This window comes from Desulfosalsimonas sp., assembly GCF_055149105.1.
On record NZ_JBSRLA010000001.1, the window covers coordinates 61437 to 79091 of the forward strand.

Genomic DNA, 17655 nt, shown 5'->3' on the forward strand with positions numbered 1-17655 from the left:
TCAAAAAAATGAGAAAACAGATCAATGTTCATTTTCTGGCCGGTATGTTCAGTCCGGACAATAAACGATAGCCGGAAAGGTTGTGTCTGATGCGGTTTGATTTTCCATCGGTGTTGCGGGGGATGCTCACCCTGGGGATTTACGTGGGTTTTACCGTTGTGCTGTGCCTGTTTTTTTTCCTGGTGGCTGCGGTAAAGCTGCTGGTTCCCGTGAAAACAGTGCGAAAGCGCGCAACCGGGATCCTGGACCGGATTGCCAGCCGCATGTGGGTGGCCTGTTCGGTCTGGACCCACAGATTTTTTGGCCGGGTGGTCTATGATATGAGGGGTGAAACGCAACTGCACATGGATCGCTGGTGCCTGATTGTCTCCAATCACCAGAGCTGGGTGGACATCCTGGTGTTAATCCGGGTGCTGGCCGGCCGGGTCCCGCCATATAAGTTTTTCGTTAAAAAGGAGCTGCTCTGGCTGCCGCTTATGGGGCAGTGTTTTTTGGGGCTGGATTTTCCGGTGATGAAGCGCTACCCAAGGCATGTGGTGGAAAAATACCCCCATTTGAAGGGACAGGATCTGGAGACCACCCGCAAATCCTGTGAAAAATTTCGACACACCCCGGTGGCGGTGATGAATTTTGTGGAAGGCACCCGGTTTACCCGGGAAAAACAGAAAAAACAGGGCTCGCCCTACCGGCACCTGCTCCGGCCAAGAGCCGGCGGGGTCGCCATGATTCTTTACGCCATGGGCGATCAGCTACGGGATCTGGTGGATATCACCATCGCATATCCCGATGGTGTGCCCGGTTTGTGGGACTTTTTCTGCGGCCGGACCCGGCGGGTGCGGGTGGATGTCCGGCTGCGGGCCATTGATGAGGGTTTAAAGGACGGCCGGTATTTTGAGGACCAGCAGGGCCGGGACCGGTTTTATCAATGGCTGGATCAGCTGTGGGCCCAAAAGGATCAGACCCTGGATCAGCTGCTGTCTGAATAAGCCGGATCGCTGTCTTGTTTAAAAATGGCCTCCGCATCCGCAGTCACATCCGTTGCAGGCAGTGATTTCCGCCATGGCCCGCACCACCTCCCGGGCATCGGCCGGGGCCACGGACACGATCTTCAGATTCAGATAAAATGGATCCAGGGCAATTTTCAAGCGCAGGGGAAATGGGAAAATATGCCCGAAAAATTCGGGTATGGCGGATTTGCTGATTTCCAGGCTCAGCTGCTCATCTGCGTACCGGCCTTCGATTTTTCGTTCCAGGGGGGTCAGGCCCGCCTTGCCGATGCCGAAAATAAACCCCACCGGTGCCGGGTCCATGACTTCTGTGCCGGATGGGCGCTTGCCGGCCGAAACCAGTAAATCCACCTTTATTAAGGGCTCAATATGTTGTTTTGCAGTTTTCATCCACCTTCCTTTAATCTGTGACGGCTTTCTCCGTCTTTTTGGGTTTTACATAACACAGGCCCGGCCCGGGCATCAATACAAGTTGATACCAAGGCGACGATTCTTTGTCTCACCCGGGGACCGGGTGTATCACGGCGGGCAGTGTCTCATTGAGACAAAAAGGGAAAAGTCTGCCAAAAAAGCCTGAAATATCGGGCCCTGGCTTGTGGCACAAAAATTGAACTATTTTCAACAAAACTTGAAAAGTGATGCGGGATGCATACGTTAATGATTTACAACCATAAACACATCAATCCAAGGAGGAAAAAATGGGAAAGACCATGCAGCATTTAAAGGACGCATTTGCCGGGGAATCCCAGGCCAACCGCAAGTATCTGGCATTCGCAAAGCAGGCGGACAAAGAGGGCTATCCGGCTGCGGCAAGACTTTTCCGGGCCGCAGCCGCAGCTGAAACCGTGCATGCGCACGCCCACCTGCGGGCCATGAACGGCATCGGCAGTACAGCGGAAAATCTCAAGGAAGCCATCGAAGGCGAGACCTATGAATTTAAATCCATGTATCCGGACATGATCAAAGACGCCCGGGCAGAGGGTGAAAAAGCCGCGGACCAGAGCTTTACCTGGGCAAACGAAGTCGAGCAGATCCATGCCGGGCTTTATCGAAAGGCCCTGGATGAACTGGGCCAGGGCGAGGACGTGGAATGCTATTATGTCTGTTCCCTTTGCGGCAACACCGTTGCCAATCAGCCCCCGGACACCTGCCCCATATGCAAGGCCAAGGCCAAAGCCTTTGAACGGGTGGACTAGATTTTTTCCGGCCGCCTAAGGAGCCGGGTTTTCCCGGTCCCCGGACAGAAGCCGGGACAGGGAGATCTGTTGCGGAGATTGTTCGCCTTCAGGCCGGCAATCCCGTATCAGGTCCTCGATCTGCGGGTCCCTGGCGGGTTCGGGAACCTGCCAGGGACTTTTTCCGTGATCGCAAATCGCGTTGAGCACATCCGCCACCCGGATCCGGGAAAGATCCATTGCCGGCTGCCATATATGGCCGTCGCCTTCGATTTCCCGCAACAGACCCTGACTGCAGAGCATTTCACCGATCTCATGCACCAGCCGGGTGGGTATGGCCAGGTGCCGGGAGATCTCATCGGCTGTCGGCGGCGGGTTGCCGGCAAGAAAGTGCCGGGCGATTTCGTGCATGATGTATAGCGCCATGTGCTGACGCTGGCCGAAACTTGCGCCTGTGCCACGGAATTCCTGCTGATAGGTCTTTATGTGCTGAATGGCATTGGAAATCCTGGCCCCCAGCAGCACGATGATCCAGCTGATATAAATCCAGATGATGAAAATGGGCAGGGCGGCAAAGGTGCCGTATATTTTGTTGTATCGGGCCATGCCGACATTGAAGGTTGTATAGACTTCAAATGCCAGCGCCCATACGCTTCCGCATATCACCCCGGCGATGAGTGCCGGCAGAAAGCGCACGCGGGTGTTTGGCATGAGCATATACATGGCCGTAAACGCGATCCAAAGACCCATGTAGGGGATCAGCATGCCAAACAGGACAAAAAAATTCCGGAACACCGGGTAGTTGGACAATGTCTGGACCATGGTGCGGGAGGAAAACGATGTGAACACCGCAGTTGAAACCACCATCAGCAGCGGACCCAGGAGCAATACACTGATGTAGTCGGAAATTTTCCGGACTATCGGACGGTTGCGGGTGACCCCCCAGATGCTGTTAAACGCGCCCTCCACATGACTGAGCATCATGATCACGGCATAGATGAGCACGGCGGTTCCCAAAGCGCCCAGGGCCTTGAAATCGGTGTTGGAAATATATTCCACAATCCGGCTGGTCAACTCCTCCTGCTCTGCGGTCAGATAATTGACCAGCACGTGTTCGATCTGGGTATGAAACCCCAGGCCCTTTAGCATGGAAAAGCCCACGGCCAGCACCGGCACCACCGCCAGCAGGGTGCTGTAGGCCAGTGCCGATGCCCGAAGCAGCAGCAGCTGGCTTCGGAAGCTGTTGGCCGTGATCAGCACCACCCGCATCACGTGCAGAAATGCCTGGTGAAGCCGCCCGGCTTCGGGCGGATCATTCCAGATATCGTTTTTCAGAAACCCGACCGCCCGACTGGCCACGTTTTGGAGTTTTTCCATTTTAACCCTTACAAATATTAACCAAGGATCTGTTCGAAAAAGTCATTGCCCTTGTCATCAATGATGATAAACGCGGGAAAATCCCGTACCCGTATCTTGTAAACCGCCTCCATGCCAAGCTCGGCAAAATCGATCACCTCCACTTTTGTGATACAGTCCCTGCCCAGCCTGGCCGCGGGCCCGCCGATGGAGCCCAGGTAAAACCCGCCGTAATCCTTGCACGCATCTTTGACAATGGCTGAGCGGTTGCCTTTGGCCAGGGTGACAAATGCACCGCCGTGTTTTTGAAATAGAGGCACGTAAGGATCCATGCGCGCGGCCGTGGTTGGGCCGAAAGCTCCGGATGCATAGCCTTCCGGGGTTTTGGCCGGGCCTGCATAATAGATGATGTGATCTTTGATGTAATCCGGGATCTTCCCGGTTTTTTCAAGCTGCTCATTGATCCGGGCATGGGCGATGTCTCTGGCCACCACGATATCGCCGGAAAGCAGCAGGCGGGTGGTGACCGGATAGCCGGAAAGCTCCCTGCGGATTTCGTCCATGGGCCGGTTTAAATCAATTTTCACCGCCGGGGTGTCCACAGCCGGAGCATCCGGCAGAAACCGGGCCGGGTTGGTATCGAGCTGTTCCACAAAGATACCGTCTTTTGTGATTTTGCCCTTGATATTGCGGTCTGCGCTGCAGCTTACCCCGATGCCGATGGGACACGATGCGCCGTGTCTGGGCAGGCGGATGACGCGGACGTCATGGCAGAAATATTTTCCCCCGAACTGGGCCCCCAGACCCAGCTGCCGGGATGCGCTCTGAAGCCTGGCTTCCATGTCCGGGTCGCGAAAAGCGTGTCCGTATTCATTGCCTGAAACGGGCAAAGTGTCAAGATAGCCGGCAGTGGCCAGTTTCACGGTTTTGAGATTGGCCTCGGCCGAAGTGCCGCCGATGACAACGCCCAGGTGATAGGGCGGGCAGGCCGCAGTGCCCAAAGATTTCATTTTTTCGGTTAAAAACGCGACAAGGGCCTTTTCGTTTAATACGGCCTTGGTTTCCTGAAACAGGTAGGTTTTGTTGGCCGACCCCCCGCCTTTTGCGATCATGAGAAAACTGTAGGCGTCGCCCGGGGTGGCGTAAAGCTCGATCTGGGCCGGCAGGTTGCATCCGGTGTTTTTTTCCGTGTACAAATCCAGGGGCGCGTTTTGTGAATAACGCAGGTTGTTTTGGGTGTAGGCGTCAAACACGCCCTTGGAAAGGGCCTTTTCGTCATCTGCGCCGGTCCGGACCTGCTCGCCCTTTTTGCCGATGATCACCGCCGTGCCCGTGTCCTGGCACATGGGAAAGACAAATTCTGCCGAAATCACGGCATTTTTCAGCATTTCCAGGGCCACGAACCGGTCATTGTCCGAGCTTTCCGGATCATCTAAAATATCTGCAAGCTGCTGCAAATGCCGGGTCCGGTAAAGATGGGCCACGTCTGTGAAAGCGGTTCTGGCAAGCTCGGAAAGGGCTTCGGCAGTCACCTTAAGCACGGGCAGGCCTTCAAATTCGGCCATGCCAACACCTTCATCACTGAGTTTTCGGTACTGCGTGTCATCGGCTCCCAGAGGAAACATGGGCTGATAATGAAACTCGGCCATCACAGACTCCTTTGCTTTAAGGGTTGCGCTGTTATTTGATTTCTTCCATGGCCCGGCCATAGGTTTTAAGGGCACAGAAGTCACCGCACATGGTGCAGACGTCCTTGTCGTGGTCCTCGCTTTGGGCCCGCATGGCCCGGGCTTTTTCCGGGTCAATGGCATGGGCGAAAACCGCCGCCCAGTCAAAGTTTCTTCGCGCTGCGGTCATTTCCCGGTCCCGGTCCCATGCGCCGGCCACGCCCTTTTCCAGGTCCCCGATATGAGCGGCGATTTTTGAGGCAATAACACCCTCGCGCACTTCATCCACACCGGGCAGGGTCAGATGCTCGGCCGGTGTCACGTAGCAGAGAAAATCCGCGCCTGCAGCAGCGGCAATGGCGCCGCCCACGGCCCCGGCAATATGGTCGTGGCCGGCGGCGATATCTGTGGGCAGCGGTCCGAGCACGTAATAAGGGGCCTGTCCGCACAACTGCTGCTGCAGCTTCATGTCCATGGCAATCCTGGATAAAGGCACATGCCCCGGCCCTTCAATCATCACCTGAACCCCGGCCTCCCGGGCCTGTTGGGCCAGTTGTCCAAGTACCACCAGCTCGCTGATCTGGGCCCGGTCCTGGGCGTCAAAAATGCTGCCCGGCCGCAGGCCGTCGCCCAACGACAGGGTCACGTCATGGGCCCGGGTGATCTCCAGCAGGCGGTCATATTGGCAATATAACGGATTTTGCGCGTTGTGGCGAGCCATCCATTCCGCCAGCAGGCTGCCGCCCCTGGAAACCATGCCCAGATGCCGGCCGCATTGTTTGAGCACCTTTAGCGTCTCTGTGGTAATGCCGCAGTGAACGGTGATAAAATCCACCCCTGCCCTGCACTGGAGCTCAATTTCATCAAAAATATCATCAGAAGTCAAATCAATGCAGGTCCGTCCTGCTGTCAGCATCCGGCTGACTGCCTTGTAAACCGGTACAGTGCCCACCATTACCGGGCTTTTGTCCAGTATGGACCGCAGTGTCGCGTCCAGGTCCCCGCCGGTGGAGAGATCCATGACCGCATCAGCGCCCGCAGCCACGGCTGCATCGAGCTTGGCCAGTTCCTGGGCGAGGTCGTAGCGGCTCGGGGATGTGCCGATATTGGCGTTGACCTTGGTGCAAAGCCCTTTTCCGATTGCCCGGGGGACAAATTGCCGGGCGAGGTTTTTGGGTATCACCACGCGGCCTGAAGCGATTTTATCGCGCAGTTGCTCCGGGGAGATTTGTTCATATTCCGACACCTGGCGCATTTCATCGGTGATGCGCCCGGCCCTGGCCGATTCCAGCTGTGTCATGGGATTTTCCTGTTTTTGATTTAAAGTTGATGAGCCTGTAAAAAAGTCTTTTTACAGGCAGTGTTAAGTTTTAAGTGATTAAGTGTTAAGTAAAATCAATAAATTATTTCTTTAAAAGCTTTTTGCGAAACCGTCAAAGTTCATGCGTCTGAATTTTCAATGATATTTGCGGCCAATCAGACCTTGTCGGCCAGTTCCCGGGCCACCTTGCGGCCGGAAAGCAGCATGCCGCCGAAAATCGGTCCCATTCGGGGACCGCCGGCTGTCGCATTGGCGGCCATGCCGGCAACGTAAAGTCCGGGAAAGATTTCTTTTGTGTTTTCCGTGGTATCGCTTTCAGCCCGGTCCGCCCACATGGCCTTCTGACCGATGATGCCGCCGGTGGATGTATTGAGCCGGCCCGGATTTTTTTTGTCCACCATTTGCACCACATCGGTGTCATGGCCGGTGGCGTCAATCACGTAGCTTGCGCGTACCGTGAGCGGATCCACGTGCAGGCCGGCCATTTCCACCGGCGACCAGTTGATCACCAGCCCTTCGACCCGGTCGGGCCGCATCATCACGTCTTCGACGCTGATGCAGTTAAATATGGTCAGCCCGGCGCGCACGGCTTCTGCGGTCAGCGAGGCGACTGTCTCGACTCCGTCTGCGGTGTAGTAGTCGTCCTGGTACTGCCGGTAACGGATGCCAAAGGCATCCAGGATGGCAAGGGCTTCAGCCTGGACCACGATTTCGTTAAACAGCATGCCGCCTCCCCACATGCCGCCGCCAATGCTGAGTTTGCGTTCAAACAACACCACCTTTTTGCCGGCCTTTGCCAGAAAATAACCTGCCACCAGGCCGGAGGGGCCGGCGCCCACAATGGCCACGTCTGTTTCCAGGTTGTCTGTGAGCTTTTGGTGATACCGTTCGATGATGGCCCGGGAAATCAGAATTTCGTCAAGTGCCATGATTGTCATCTCCTTGGTTTTGCGTTGAAAAACAAAAAAGCCGTTTTCCCGGCCGGAAAAACGGCTTTAACTTCCATTTGCGATCAGATGTCACGGATGGATGTGTTTGCGGCGTTTTCCCTGCGCAGGCATTACCCTGATCAGGTTTAAAGGGTTATCCGTGGAACTGCGGATTCTCAGCCGGATGTCGGCACCCCCAACGGCGGTTTCGGATTGTATTCAATAAAATAAAAGTCCGTTGCGCCTGGTGTCAAGAAAAACTTCAAAAAAGTTTTCAAAAAGGCGCAGGTGCTGTTTTTTCAAGATGTGTACATGGGTGGGTCAGGGCGTTTTTGTGATTTCAAACATGCGGCTGCATGTCTCCTGACAGGCTGCGGAAAACCGGGGGCCACGTCCGTTTACGGGTTCGGCCACCACGCTCAGGGCTTTTTCGGCGGTGTTGTTGGTTTGGCTGATATGGGCCAGGACCACATGTTTGAGGCGGTCGTGGATGACTTCCATGAGCAGATCCCGGGCGGCTTCATTGGAGAGATGACCGGTACGGCCCTTGACCCGCTGTTTGGTGGGCCAGGGATAGGGGCCTTGTTCGAGCATGGGCACATCATGGTTGGCTTCGAGCACCAGCAGGTTACAGCCTTGGAGATGGTGGCGCACCATGGCCGTGGCCATGCCCAGATCCGTGGCAATTCCGATTTTGCCGGCATTGTTTTCCACTGTAAAGCCAGCGGGCTCGGCTGCATCGTGGGAAACGGAAAAGGGGCGGAAAACAAGATCGTTTATGACAAACCGGGTGCCGCAGGAAAACGGGCAAAACGCGTCAATGCGGCCAAGATTTCGGGCTGCGGCCTTTCTGGTGCCGTCATTGATGTAAACCGGCAGGTTGTAGCGCCGGGCCAGCACACCCACGCCGGTTACATGATCGTTGTGCTCATGGGAAACCACCAGGGCGTCGAGGTTTCGGGGACAGATGCCCTGCTGCTGCATCCGGCGCTCGATCTGCACCCCGGAAAGGCCGGCGTCAATTAATACAGCGGTTTGGTCTGATGCCACATAAATGGCATTGCCCTTGCTGCCGCTGGCAAGCATGCAGATGCAGAGTCGGGCGGTGAGATCCGGCGATGACACGCACGACCGGGAAACAGATGCGCCAAAAGGGGGTTGCTGTTTCATATGCCGGTATGCCCGAATCCCCCGGAACTGCGCTCCGAATCCGGCAGGCGTTCCACAAGTTCAACCTGCACACGGCTCACCGGGCTGATGACCATCTGGGCGATTCTGTCGCCACGATTGATCACAAAGCCGGATCGGCCGTGATTGATCACGGCCACCTGGATCTCCCCCCGATAGTCGGCATCAATGGTGCCCGGAGAATTGATCAGTCCGATGCCGTGCTTAACGGCAAGACCGGATCTGGGACGGATCTGGGCCTCGTGATCTGCGGGCAGGCATACGGCAAAACCCGTGGGTATCAGCCGGATTTCTCCGGGCTCGATGGCCACGGGTTCATTTATCGCCGCGCACAAATCCATACCCGCAGAGCCGGCAGTCATGTATTCGGGCGCGGCAATGTCTGCATCCGATTCCGGCCGTATCCGCCGGCACTGGATCACGGGTTTGTTTGACATATGAGAAAAGGCCGTTTATTTGTCGTTTTTCCTGGGCGGCCTGCGGGAACGGTTGTCTTTGTCCTTGCCGCCGCGGTTGTCTTTAGGCGGCCGGGATTCGCCATCCTCCTTTGCCGGGGCTTCAAGCAGGGCCTTGTGGCTTAGGCGGATTTTGCCGTCCCGGATGTCAATGACCTTGACCTGCAGCTTATCGCCTTCCTTGACAATGTCGGTTACGCTTTTGACCCGGTAATGGGCCAGCTCGGAGATGTGTACCAGACCTTCGGTCTTGGCTTTGATCTGGACAAATGCCCCGAAATCCGTAACCCGGACAACAGTGCCTTCATATACCTGGCCGATCTCCGGCTCAGAGCCGATATCCCGGACCATTTCAGCGGCAGCCTCGCCTTCTTCCTTGGAGAATGCGGCGATTTTCACAAGTCCGCTGTCATTGATCTCGATCTGGGTGTTGGTGTCGTTCTGGAGCTGTCGGATGTGCTTGCCGCCGGGTCCGATCAATTCCCCGATGCGCTCCGGGCTTATCTGAACGGTGGTTACGTTGGGGGCATAGGGGGAAAGCTCTTCGCGCGGGGCGTTGAGTGTCTCCTCCATCCGGTCCAGGATGTGGAGACGACCGTTTTTGGCCTGCTCCAGGGCTGTTTCCAGGATGCTCCGGGACAGTTCCTTGATTTTGATGTCCATCTGCAGGGCGGTGATGCCCTTTCGGGTTCCGGCCACCTTGAAGTCCATGTCCCCGAACTGATCCTCGTCACCGAGAATGTCTGAGAGCACCACGGATTTTTCCCCGTCCGTGATCAGGCCCATGGCAATGCCGGATACCGGTGCGGTCACCGGGACCCCGCCGTCCATCAAAGCCAGGCTGGATGCGCAAACCGTGGCCATGGAAGATGATCCGTTGGATTCCAGGACTTCCGAAACCAGGCGGATGGTGTAGTCAAAGGTTTCCTTGGCCGGAATGACCTTTTCAATGGCCCGCTTGGCCAGCGCGCCGTGTCCGATGTCCCTTCGGCTGGGCCCGCCGGGGCGCTTGACCTCTCCCACGGAATAGGGCGGAAAGTTGTAATGCAGCAGGAACGGATAGGTTTCATCGCCCAGAAGCGTTTCCACCCGCTGTTCATCCTGGCCCGAGCCCAGGGTCAGGGCGGCCAGCACCTGGGTTTCGCCCCGGGTAAACAATGCGCTTCCGTGAACCCTGGGAAGAGGGGCGGTCTCGCAGGAAATCGGGCGCACCTGATCGGTTGCGCGGTTGTCAATGCGCTTGCCCTCCTTGAGAATCATCTCCCGGCAGATTTGTTTCTGCAGATCGCCAAGGATCTCAGATGCCTCTGATTTTCGCTCCTCGTATGCCTCGCCCAGCGCCTCGATGGCCTGTTTTTTGACACTGGAAAGGGCCTGGCGCCGTTCGAGCTTGTCAGCTATGGTCAGTGCCTGGCGGATATTGTCTGCAGCCAGCTGTTCCAGGCGCTCGGCCAGGCTTGCGTCTTTTTCCGGCAGGGCAAAGGGCCGTTTTTCTTTTGCCATGCTGTCGCGCAGTTTTTCCTGGATATCGATTAAGGGCTGCATTTCCTTGTGGGCAAAAAAGATGGCCTCGATCATTTCCGCCTCGGAAACAAAATCGCCGCCGCCTTCCACCATGATGATGCCGTTTCTGGAGCCGGCCACGATGAGGTTGATATCCGACTGCTCCCACTGGTCAATGGCCGGGTTGATCACGTAGCTGCCTTCAATCCGTCCCACCCGCACACAGGCAATGGGGCCGTCAAACGGGATGTCAGACAGCTCCAGTGCGGCCGAGGCGCCGATCATGGCCAGAACATCGGGTTCGTTCTGCTTGTCCATGGAAAGCACCGTGGCAATGACCTGGGTTTCGTAGTTGTAGCCCTTGGGGAACAACGGACGGATGGGCCGGTCAATGAGCCGGGAGGTAAGGGTTTCTTTTTCACTGGGCCGGCCGATTTCCCTGCGGAAGTAATTGCCCGGGATTCGGCCTGCGGCATAGATTTTTTCCTGATATTCCACGGTAAGCGGTAAAAAGGAGACATCCGGTCTGGGGTCGGCACTGGATACGGCCGTTACCAGCACCATGGTTTCCCCGTACTGGACCAGGACCGAGCCCGAGGCCTGCTTGGCCAGTTTGCCGGCCTGGATGCTAAGCGTCTCCCCGCCGATCTGGGTTTTAAATGATATTTCCATATTCAACTCCTGAGTCTCTCAAAAATAGTGTAAATTTTTTTTATTCTATACGGTCAAAAGCGGCTGCGCCGCAAAGGCCGGGGTTTTACAATATTGAGGACCCTGTTTAAGTGATTTGCCGGCATTTCCGGCATTGGCGCGCCAAAAGGGCGCGCGCGAAATTGGTTTTATTAATTTTGATGGCGCCGTAAAAAGTCCAATATCTGCGTTACGCGCAATTTCTCAGAATTTCACGTACGGATAAGTACGCTGCATTCTTCGAAATTGCGCAAGCATTGATCTTGAACTTTTTTCGGCACCATCTAAAGTCAGACTTTTTACGGTGCCATCAATTTTAAGTATTTTCGGGCCAAACCCGCAGACCGCCAAAAAAATTTTAATTTCTATAAAAAATAGACAAATAAAAATTTTAAAATTTAGAACGCTCTGTGTAGGCTATTTCCGGATGCCAAGCTGTTTGATCAAATCGCGATAGCGGTTGATGTCCTGGTTTTTCAGGTAGTTTAACAGACGTCTGCGGCGCCCCACCATCACCAGCAGTCCGCGGCGGGAATGATGGTCCTTTTTATGGGTTTTCAGGTGCTCGGTGAGATTGGTGATCCGCTCTGTCAAAAGGGCGATCTGGACTTCCGGTGAGCCGGTGTCAACCTCGTGGCGCTTGAACCGTTCTATGGTGTTTTGCTTGTTTTCCACGGCGATATTCAATTTGGCCTCCTTAAAGATCTTTTCTCTTTTTAGTCTCTATATCACAGGTATCAGGTGTAATGAAAGACACAACAATATGAATAGTCAATTTTGTCCGGGCTTTTGCCTGTTTTTTTTTCAATAACCGCAACCAGGCGCTTTTCCGTATCCAGAATCCGGATCCGGCCGTCTGCTTCGGTTGCCGGTTCCGGTTCCAGGTCGTTTGCGGCAATGGGCCGGCCATGCCGGATTTTTTCCAAAAGCCATGTGTCTGCCGTATATGCCGGCATGCCTGCGATGGCCCCGGCCATGGAAATGATCCATGGCTGCAGATCAGCAGGGGTCTGCACCTTTTCCAGATTCTCCAGCGCCGCCGCCTCAGCAATGCCAAACCCGCAGCTTTCGGTTCTCATCAGCCGGCTCAGATGCCCCCCGCAGCCCAGGGCATGGCCGATGTCCGCACAAAGGCTGCGGATATAGGTTCCGGCGCTGCACGTTACGTCAAAACAAATATCCGGCAGGTCAATGCCCGTGACCCGAATGCTTTCGATGTGCACTGTTCGTGCGGGTTTCTCCACCGGGGTGCCGTTTCTGGCGTACCGGTAAAGCGGCACGCCATTGTGTTTTAGCGCCGAAAATACCGGCGGAACCTGCTGGATGTCTCCGGCAAAACTTTCCACTGCCTGACAGATCCGGTGCTCGCTCAGATCTTTGACCGGGCGGCGGGCTGTGATTTCACCGGTGCAGTCCAGGGTGTCGGTTTCCGTGCCCAGGCTCAGCACGGCCCGGTATTTTTTGGCCCCGTGAAGGAAAAATCGGGACAGGCGCGTGGCGCGGTTTACCGGGCAAATCAGCACCCCGGTGGCAAAGGGATCGAGCGTGCCGGTGTGTCCGGTCTTTTTGACCCCGGGCAGCCGCTTGATCCGGCTGACCACGGCTGCAGATGTCATGTTCGCCGGCTTGTTGACCACAAGAATGCCGTCAGGCCGTTCCGCGTCCCGGGTTACTGTCTGCTGCCCACTGTTTTCCGGCTCCTGTGTCCGGCCGTGCATGTTTATCATAAATGGCCGGCCATGGAGTAAAGCTCATTTTTTAAATCCAAAAGGGAGCTGTGAATGTCAAATCCGGCCGCGCTGCGGTGGCCGCCGCCGCCGAAAACCGCAGCGAGATTGGCCACATCCACTGATCCGTCAGACCGCAGGCTTACGTGAAAGACGCTGTTTCTTTGCCGTTGCATCTGACGACTGCTTGCGCGTTCATAAAGCAGGGCCGCAACCTTGACGTTTTCGATGCGCCGGGCATAGTTGATCAGGCCGTTGACATCCGTGATTGAAGTTCCCGTAGCATGAAGCATGTTCTGGGTCAATGTCATAATCGAAAGCCTGCCGTTTTCCGAGACCTCGATGGTGTCATAGAGCATGTTGAGCAGCTTGATCCGCTTCAGGGAAGTTGTTTCATATACGTGATGCGCCACCTTGTGGGGATCAGCCCCCTGGCAGACCATTTCATGACAGATTTTAAAGGCCTCCGGCGTGGTGTTGGAAAACCGGAAGGAGCCTGTATCCGCCATGATTCCCGTATAAATGGCATAGGCCATGGCGCAGGTGATGGGCATTTCCATCGCCCGCAGCAGCCGGTGTAGAATCTCCGTGGTGGCCGCGGCCCTGGGCTCGATGAGCTGGTAATTGCCAAACCGGGTATTGGTTGCGTGATGATCGATATTGATGACCTTTGGAATCCGGCTGATGGCTTCGGCGGCTTTGCCCACGCGCTGCAGATCCGAGCAATCAAGGATCACGGCCGTGTCATAGGCCTTTATATCGCCGGGCTCGTTTTTGATCCGGTGAATCGACGGCAGAAAATGATAGACCGCAGGCAGCACACTTTCATTGTACAATTGTACTTTTTTCTTCAGCCCTTCTTCCAGCGCCAGGCCCAGGGCCAGCAGCGAGCCGATGGCATCGCCGTCCGGGTGGATATGGGTCGCCAGCAGTACGCGTCTACTCTTCTTTAGTTGTTGGATGATCTGGTTCATGTTCATTGTGCAACCGCTTGAGCACGCTGTCGATATGCATCCCGTAGTCAATGGATTCGTCGTAGAAAAATTCTAAATCCGGCATATACCGAAGTTCCAGTTCCCGGGCGAGACTGCTTTTGATAAAGCCGTGGGCTTTTCGGAAACCCGCGGCTGCATCCTCCCGGGAGGAAAAATGCCCGGAAGTGACAAAATAGATCCGGGCCAGTTTTAAATCCCCGGTCATTTTCACACCGGTAATGGAAACCGCGGCCAGCCGGGGATCTTTGATTGATTTGAGCAGTATTTCAGAAAGGGCCTGCTGGATCAGACCGCTGACCCTTTCGGCACGGCCGTAGGGTTTCATATGTTGTGAATCTCCGTTTCCATGTCCGTAACTTCGGCCAGTTCCAGGCGGCAGATGAATTCATAGAGCTTGTCCATCTGCGAATTGATCGTCCGCCGGTCATTTCCCACCAGGGCAAAGCCGATTTTGGCGCGCTGGTGCATATTATTGAAGTCGACTTCGGCAATGGCGGCGTTAAAGTTGTTTCTGCTCCGGGCGATAATCGACTTGATGATTTTGCGTTTTTCCTTTAATCCATGGCACTCGTGCAGCCGGAAGGTCAGGGTGCCGAACCCGATTACCATAAGTCTTTTAGTCAATCACGGGTTTGATTTCTTCAAGCCAGTAGCACTCAATGATGTCACCGATTTTGATATCATTGAATTTCTCAATGCCCATACCGCATTCGTAATTGTGGGTCACTTCCCTGACATCGTCTTTGTACCGTTTCAATGAAGCCAGCTTGCCTTCATGGATGACAATGCCGTCTCGCACCAGTCGGATGGGCTGGCCTCTCTGGATCTTGCCTTCAAGCACCATGCAGCCGGCAACCGATCCCGTGCCGGGCACGTGGAATACCTGCCGCACCTCGGCGCGGCCAAGCACGCGGTCTTCAAACCGGGAGTCCATCATGCCCACCATGGCATCCTTGATGTCCTTGATGGCATTGTAGATCACATTGTAATACTTGATATCCACATTTTCATCCTCGGCCAGATGCGACACCTTTGCCGAGGGCCGGACATTGAATCCCAGGATAATGGCATTGGACACGGCCGCCAGGGACACGTCGGATTCGTGAATGGTGCCGGCGGCCGAATGCACCACATTGACCTTGACTTCGTCTGTGGACAGCTTGGTCAAAGAATCCCTCAGCGCCTCAATGGAGCCCTGAACATCGGCCTTGATGATCAGGTTTAAGTCCTTGACCTCTCCTTCCTGCATTTTTTCATACAGGCTTTCCAGGCTCATGCGCGTGGTTTTGGACAGGTCCTTGGAGCGCTGTTTTTCCATTCTGTGCTCACTGACCTGTTTGGCGTCCTTTTCGTCAGCCACGGCCATAAGCTCATCACCGGCCATGGGAACCCCGGACAGGCCGATGATTTCAACCGGGTAGGACGGCCCGGCCTCTTTGACGGCTTTGCCCATGTCGTCGAACATGGCCCGGATCTTTCCGTAGTAGATCCCGGAAACCACGGGTTCGCCGGTATGCAGGGTGCCTTCGCTGATCAGCACTGTGGCCACAGGACCCCGGCCGGTTTCAAGTTTGGACTCCACAATAAAGCCACGGGCCAGCTTGCTGGGATTGGCTTTGAGTTCCAGGACCTCGGATTGGAGCAGCACCATCTCCAGCAATTCGTCAAGGCCGGTTTCCTGCTTGGCCGATACCGGAACGCAGATGGTATCTCCGCCCCATTCCTCGGGAACCAGGTCTTTTTCAGCAAGCTCCCGTTTGATTTTGTCCAGATCCGCGCCGGGCTTGTCAATTTTGTTGATGGCGACAATAATGGGCACGCCCGCGGCCTTGGAGTGGTCAATGGCCTCGATGGTCTGGGGCATGACCCCGTCGTCTGCGGCCACCACCAGAATCACCAGGTCGGTCACCTTTGCCCCGCGGGCCCGCATGGCAGTAAATGCCTCATGGCCGGGGGTGTCGAGAAAGATAATGTCGCCGTTTTCATACGGCACCCGATAAGCTCCGATGTGCTGGGTGATGCCCCCGGCTTCCTTTTCAGTGATCTTGGAATGGCGGATCACGTCTAGCAGCGAGGTCTTTCCGTGGTCCACGTGGCCCATGATGGTCACCACCGGCGGCCGCGGCCGGAGTTGCTCCGGGGCGTCTTCTTCGCTTTGAAAAATGGTTTCTTCTTCAAATGCCGCCTTTTCCACTTCGAACTGATATTCCGAGGCCAGCAGCTCTGCGGTTTCATAATCGATGCTCTGGTTTAGGGTCACCATCATGCCCATTTCCATGAGACGCTTGATCAGCTCGTTTCCCTTAACCCCCATGCGCTTGGCCAGATCCGAGAGCACCACGGTGTCATCGATTTTGATGCGCCGCTTGATGGCCTTGGGCGTGGTGATCTGGGGCCGCTGGTCAGATGCCGGCCGGGCCGCCTTGCCCTTTTTTTTGCCTTTTCGGCCCCGTCCGAAGCGCTGGTCATATAAGGCGTCGCCTTCCACAACTTCCTTGCGCTTGAACCCGGCTTTTTTCCTCGCGGTTTTCTTTGCCTTATCCACCTCCTCGGCGGTCTCGGCAGCAGCCTTTTTCTTTTTGGAACGGCGCTTTTCCTCTTCAGTTCCGGGCGAGGCCGGAGCCGCCGGGGTCTTGTCTTTGGCCTTGGTTTCAGGCGCCGGAGCGATTTCTTCCGGTGCGGGTGGGGCGGTTTCAGCCTCGGGTTCGGGCAGCCGGATGATTTTGGCAGGCTCGCCCTTTTTGGATTTCTTTTTGGGCTTTTTGATCCTTGCGGTTTTTTTGGCTTCTGTCTCACCCGGTTCTCCGGGTTCTCCGGGTTCCGACGATTCCGCCGGAGCTTGAGCCGGCTGGTTTTCCGCAGGCGTTTCCGTGTCAGCCGCCGGCTCTTGTACTTGTTGTGCTTTGCCGGGCGCGGAGGTTTCTTCAAACGACTCGGCAACGGACTCTTGTTTTTCTTTGGGAACTTCTTCGGGTTCGTCTGCGGCGGCCGATGCGGCCGGGGCTTCAGCCTCGGGTTCTTCGGGCAGGGCCTGAGCCGTTGGTTCGGGTTCTTCTTCGGGCGTCTCTTTGGTTGTGCTTTCAGGTTCCGGGGCAACAGGCTCCCCGGTTTCCGGCGGCCTGGCTTCGGGCTCTTCGGAAACCCGGGGGGAAGCGGTCTCCGGTTCTGTTTCCGCCGCTGGTGCTGCCTCTGTGTCCGCCTCGGCTTCCCCGGGGGATGGTGGGGGCTGGGTCTCGGCTTCCTCGGTTTTTGCAGCAGTTGTTTCTTCGGGTTCACCGGTTTCCGGAGGTGTCGGGGCGGTTTCTCCGGCAGCTGTTTCTTCTGCCTGCCCGGCGCTCGGCTGTTCTAAATCCCCTTCTGCTTGGGTCTCGGTTTGCCGGGGCGCAGCTTTCCTGCGTCTGCGGATGACATTGGGCCTCACCCGCGTATCCTCCACGGCAACTTCCTTTTTCCGGCCGAAAATTGCGGTTTTTATCTGCTCAACAGTGTCGTCTTCCAGAGAACTGAGGTGACTGGACACCTCGATGTTGTTTTCCTGCATCTTGTCGAGCAGTTCCTTGTTGCCCATGTTTAGCTCTCTGGCAAGCTCAAATACTCTGCGTTTTGCCATCCATCCCCCTTGATTGTCCAGGGCGCCGCGTC

General features: G+C 55.9%; 16 protein-coding genes and 1 riboswitch. Of the genes, 2 read left to right on the forward strand and 14 right to left on the reverse strand.

Annotated elements, in window-relative coordinates:
• Positions 1-89: 89 nt before the first annotated feature.
• Complete coding sequence (locus tag ACTCIA_RS00275) at positions 90-986, forward strand: acyltransferase (RefSeq protein ID WP_462999805.1); 897 nt, start codon at positions 90-92, stop codon at positions 984-986.
• A gap of 18 nt (positions 987-1004) precedes the next feature.
• On the opposite strand, the gene ACTCIA_RS00280 is transcribed toward ACTCIA_RS00275, so the two are convergent.
• Entirely contained in the window at positions 1005-1397 is a 393-nt protein-coding gene (locus tag ACTCIA_RS00280; RefSeq protein ID WP_462999806.1) for a hypothetical protein, read from the reverse strand.
• Between the two features lie 308 nt (positions 1398-1705).
• Here ACTCIA_RS00280 and ACTCIA_RS00285 point away from each other — a divergent pair, with 308 nt between their 5' ends.
• The gene (locus tag ACTCIA_RS00285; RefSeq protein WP_462999807.1) at positions 1706-2203 is read left to right on the forward strand and encodes a rubrerythrin family protein; all 498 of its coding nucleotides are present in this window, start codon (positions 1706-1708) and stop codon (positions 2201-2203) included.
• Positions 2204-2218: 15 nt separating this feature from the next.
• Here ACTCIA_RS00285 and ACTCIA_RS00290 read toward each other — a convergent pair whose 3' ends face one another.
• The 13 genes from ACTCIA_RS00290 to infB form a co-directional block, all read right to left on the reverse strand.
• Positions 2219-3559, reverse strand: a complete 1341-nt coding sequence (locus tag ACTCIA_RS00290) for a YihY/virulence factor BrkB family protein (protein WP_462999808.1) — start codon at positions 3557-3559, stop codon at positions 2219-2221.
• 17 nt (positions 3560-3576) lie between these two features.
• On the reverse strand, positions 3577-5187 hold the full coding sequence (locus tag ACTCIA_RS00295) for a fumarate hydratase (protein WP_462999809.1): 1611 nt from the start codon (positions 5185-5187) through the stop codon (positions 3577-3579).
• Positions 5188-5218: 31 nt separating this feature from the next.
• Positions 5219-6505, reverse strand: coding sequence for a phosphomethylpyrimidine synthase ThiC (gene thiC / locus ACTCIA_RS00300; protein WP_462999810.1), 1287 nt, complete (start codon positions 6503-6505; stop codon positions 5219-5221).
• A gap of 176 nt (positions 6506-6681) precedes the next feature.
• Positions 6682-7455 carry a sulfide-dependent adenosine diphosphate thiazole synthase gene (locus ACTCIA_RS00305; RefSeq protein WP_462999811.1) on the reverse strand — a complete coding sequence of 258 codons (774 nt, stop codon included), beginning with the start codon at positions 7453-7455 and terminating at the stop codon, positions 6682-6684.
• A 99-nt stretch (positions 7456-7554) separates the two neighbouring features.
• Positions 7555-7663, reverse strand: a riboswitch (TPP riboswitch).
• A gap of 113 nt (positions 7664-7776) precedes the next feature.
• A complete protein-coding gene (locus ACTCIA_RS00310) occupies positions 7777-8625 on the reverse strand; it encodes an MBL fold metallo-hydrolase (protein WP_462999812.1) in 849 nt (282 codons plus the stop codon).
• Positions 8622-9080, reverse strand: a complete 459-nt coding sequence (dut, locus tag ACTCIA_RS00315) for a dUTP diphosphatase (RefSeq protein ID WP_462999813.1) — start codon at positions 9078-9080, stop codon at positions 8622-8624. The genes ACTCIA_RS00310 and dut overlap by 4 nt, the downstream gene beginning before the upstream one ends.
• A gap of 15 nt (positions 9081-9095) precedes the next feature.
• Positions 9096-11273: a polyribonucleotide nucleotidyltransferase gene (gene pnp, locus ACTCIA_RS00320; RefSeq protein WP_462999814.1), complete on the reverse strand. Its 2178-nt coding sequence runs from the start codon at positions 11271-11273 to the stop codon at positions 9096-9098.
• Positions 11274-11708: 435 nt separating this feature from the next.
• A complete protein-coding gene (gene rpsO, locus ACTCIA_RS00325; protein WP_181549464.1) occupies positions 11709-11978 on the reverse strand; it encodes a 30S ribosomal protein S15 in 270 nt (89 codons plus the stop codon).
• Between the two features lie 50 nt (positions 11979-12028).
• Positions 12029-13018 carry a tRNA pseudouridine(55) synthase TruB gene (gene truB / locus ACTCIA_RS00330; RefSeq protein WP_462999815.1) on the reverse strand — a complete coding sequence of 330 codons (990 nt, stop codon included), beginning with the start codon at positions 13016-13018 and terminating at the stop codon, positions 12029-12031.
• A complete protein-coding gene (locus ACTCIA_RS00335) occupies positions 13015-13998 on the reverse strand; it encodes a DHH family phosphoesterase (RefSeq protein ID WP_462999816.1) in 984 nt (327 codons plus the stop codon). The genes truB and ACTCIA_RS00335 overlap by 4 nt, the downstream gene beginning before the upstream one ends.
• A complete protein-coding gene (rbfA, locus tag ACTCIA_RS00340) occupies positions 13958-14338 on the reverse strand; it encodes a 30S ribosome-binding factor RbfA (protein ID WP_462999817.1) in 381 nt (126 codons plus the stop codon). Before rbfA ends, ACTCIA_RS00335 begins: the two co-directional genes overlap by 41 nt.
• Positions 14335-14637: a DUF503 domain-containing protein gene (locus ACTCIA_RS00345; protein WP_462999818.1), complete on the reverse strand. Its 303-nt coding sequence runs from the start codon at positions 14635-14637 to the stop codon at positions 14335-14337. The genes rbfA and ACTCIA_RS00345 overlap by 4 nt, the downstream gene beginning before the upstream one ends.
• Positions 14630-17623, reverse strand: coding sequence for a translation initiation factor IF-2 (gene infB / locus ACTCIA_RS00350; RefSeq protein ID WP_462999819.1), 2994 nt, complete (start codon positions 17621-17623; stop codon positions 14630-14632). Before infB ends, ACTCIA_RS00345 begins: the two co-directional genes overlap by 8 nt.
• Positions 17624-17655: the final 32 nt, after the last annotated feature.

Bases quoted from the DNA above. Each gene is read 5' to 3' on its own strand.
- ACTCIA_RS00305 (WP_462999811.1), bottom strand. From the start codon at position 7,455: ATGGCACTTGACGAAATTCTGATTTCCCGGGCCATCATCGAACGGTAT.
- ACTCIA_RS00285 (WP_462999807.1), top strand. From the start codon at position 1,706: ATGGGAAAGACCATGCAGCATTTAAAGGACGCATTTGCCGGGGAATCC.
- ACTCIA_RS00275 (WP_462999805.1), top strand. From the start codon at position 90: ATGCGGTTTGATTTTCCATCGGTGTTGCGGGGGATGCTCACCCTGGGG.
- infB (WP_462999819.1), bottom strand. From the start codon at position 17,623: ATGGCAAAACGCAGAGTATTTGAGCTTGCCAGAGAGCTAAACATGGGC.
- thiC (WP_462999810.1), bottom strand. From the start codon at position 6,505: ATGACACAGCTGGAATCGGCCAGGGCCGGGCGCATCACCGATGAAATG.
- ACTCIA_RS00335 (WP_462999816.1), bottom strand. From the start codon at position 13,998: ATGAACATGAACCAGATCATCCAACAACTAAAGAAGAGTAGACGCGTA.
- ACTCIA_RS00290 (WP_462999808.1), bottom strand. From the start codon at position 3,559: ATGGAAAAACTCCAAAACGTGGCCAGTCGGGCGGTCGGGTTTCTGAAA.
- ACTCIA_RS00310 (WP_462999812.1), bottom strand. From the start codon at position 8,625: ATGAAACAGCAACCCCCTTTTGGCGCATCTGTTTCCCGGTCGTGCGTG.
- truB (WP_462999815.1), bottom strand. From the start codon at position 13,018: ATGATAAACATGCACGGCCGGACACAGGAGCCGGAAAACAGTGGGCAG.
- dut (WP_462999813.1), bottom strand. From the start codon at position 9,080: ATGTCAAACAAACCCGTGATCCAGTGCCGGCGGATACGGCCGGAATCG.
- ACTCIA_RS00280 (WP_462999806.1), bottom strand. From the start codon at position 1,397: ATGAAAACTGCAAAACAACATATTGAGCCCTTAATAAAGGTGGATTTA.
- rbfA (WP_462999817.1), bottom strand. From the start codon at position 14,338: ATGAAACCCTACGGCCGTGCCGAAAGGGTCAGCGGTCTGATCCAGCAG.
- ACTCIA_RS00295 (WP_462999809.1), bottom strand. From the start codon at position 5,187: ATGGCCGAGTTTCATTATCAGCCCATGTTTCCTCTGGGAGCCGATGAC.
- pnp (WP_462999814.1), bottom strand. From the start codon at position 11,273: ATGGAAATATCATTTAAAACCCAGATCGGCGGGGAGACGCTTAGCATC.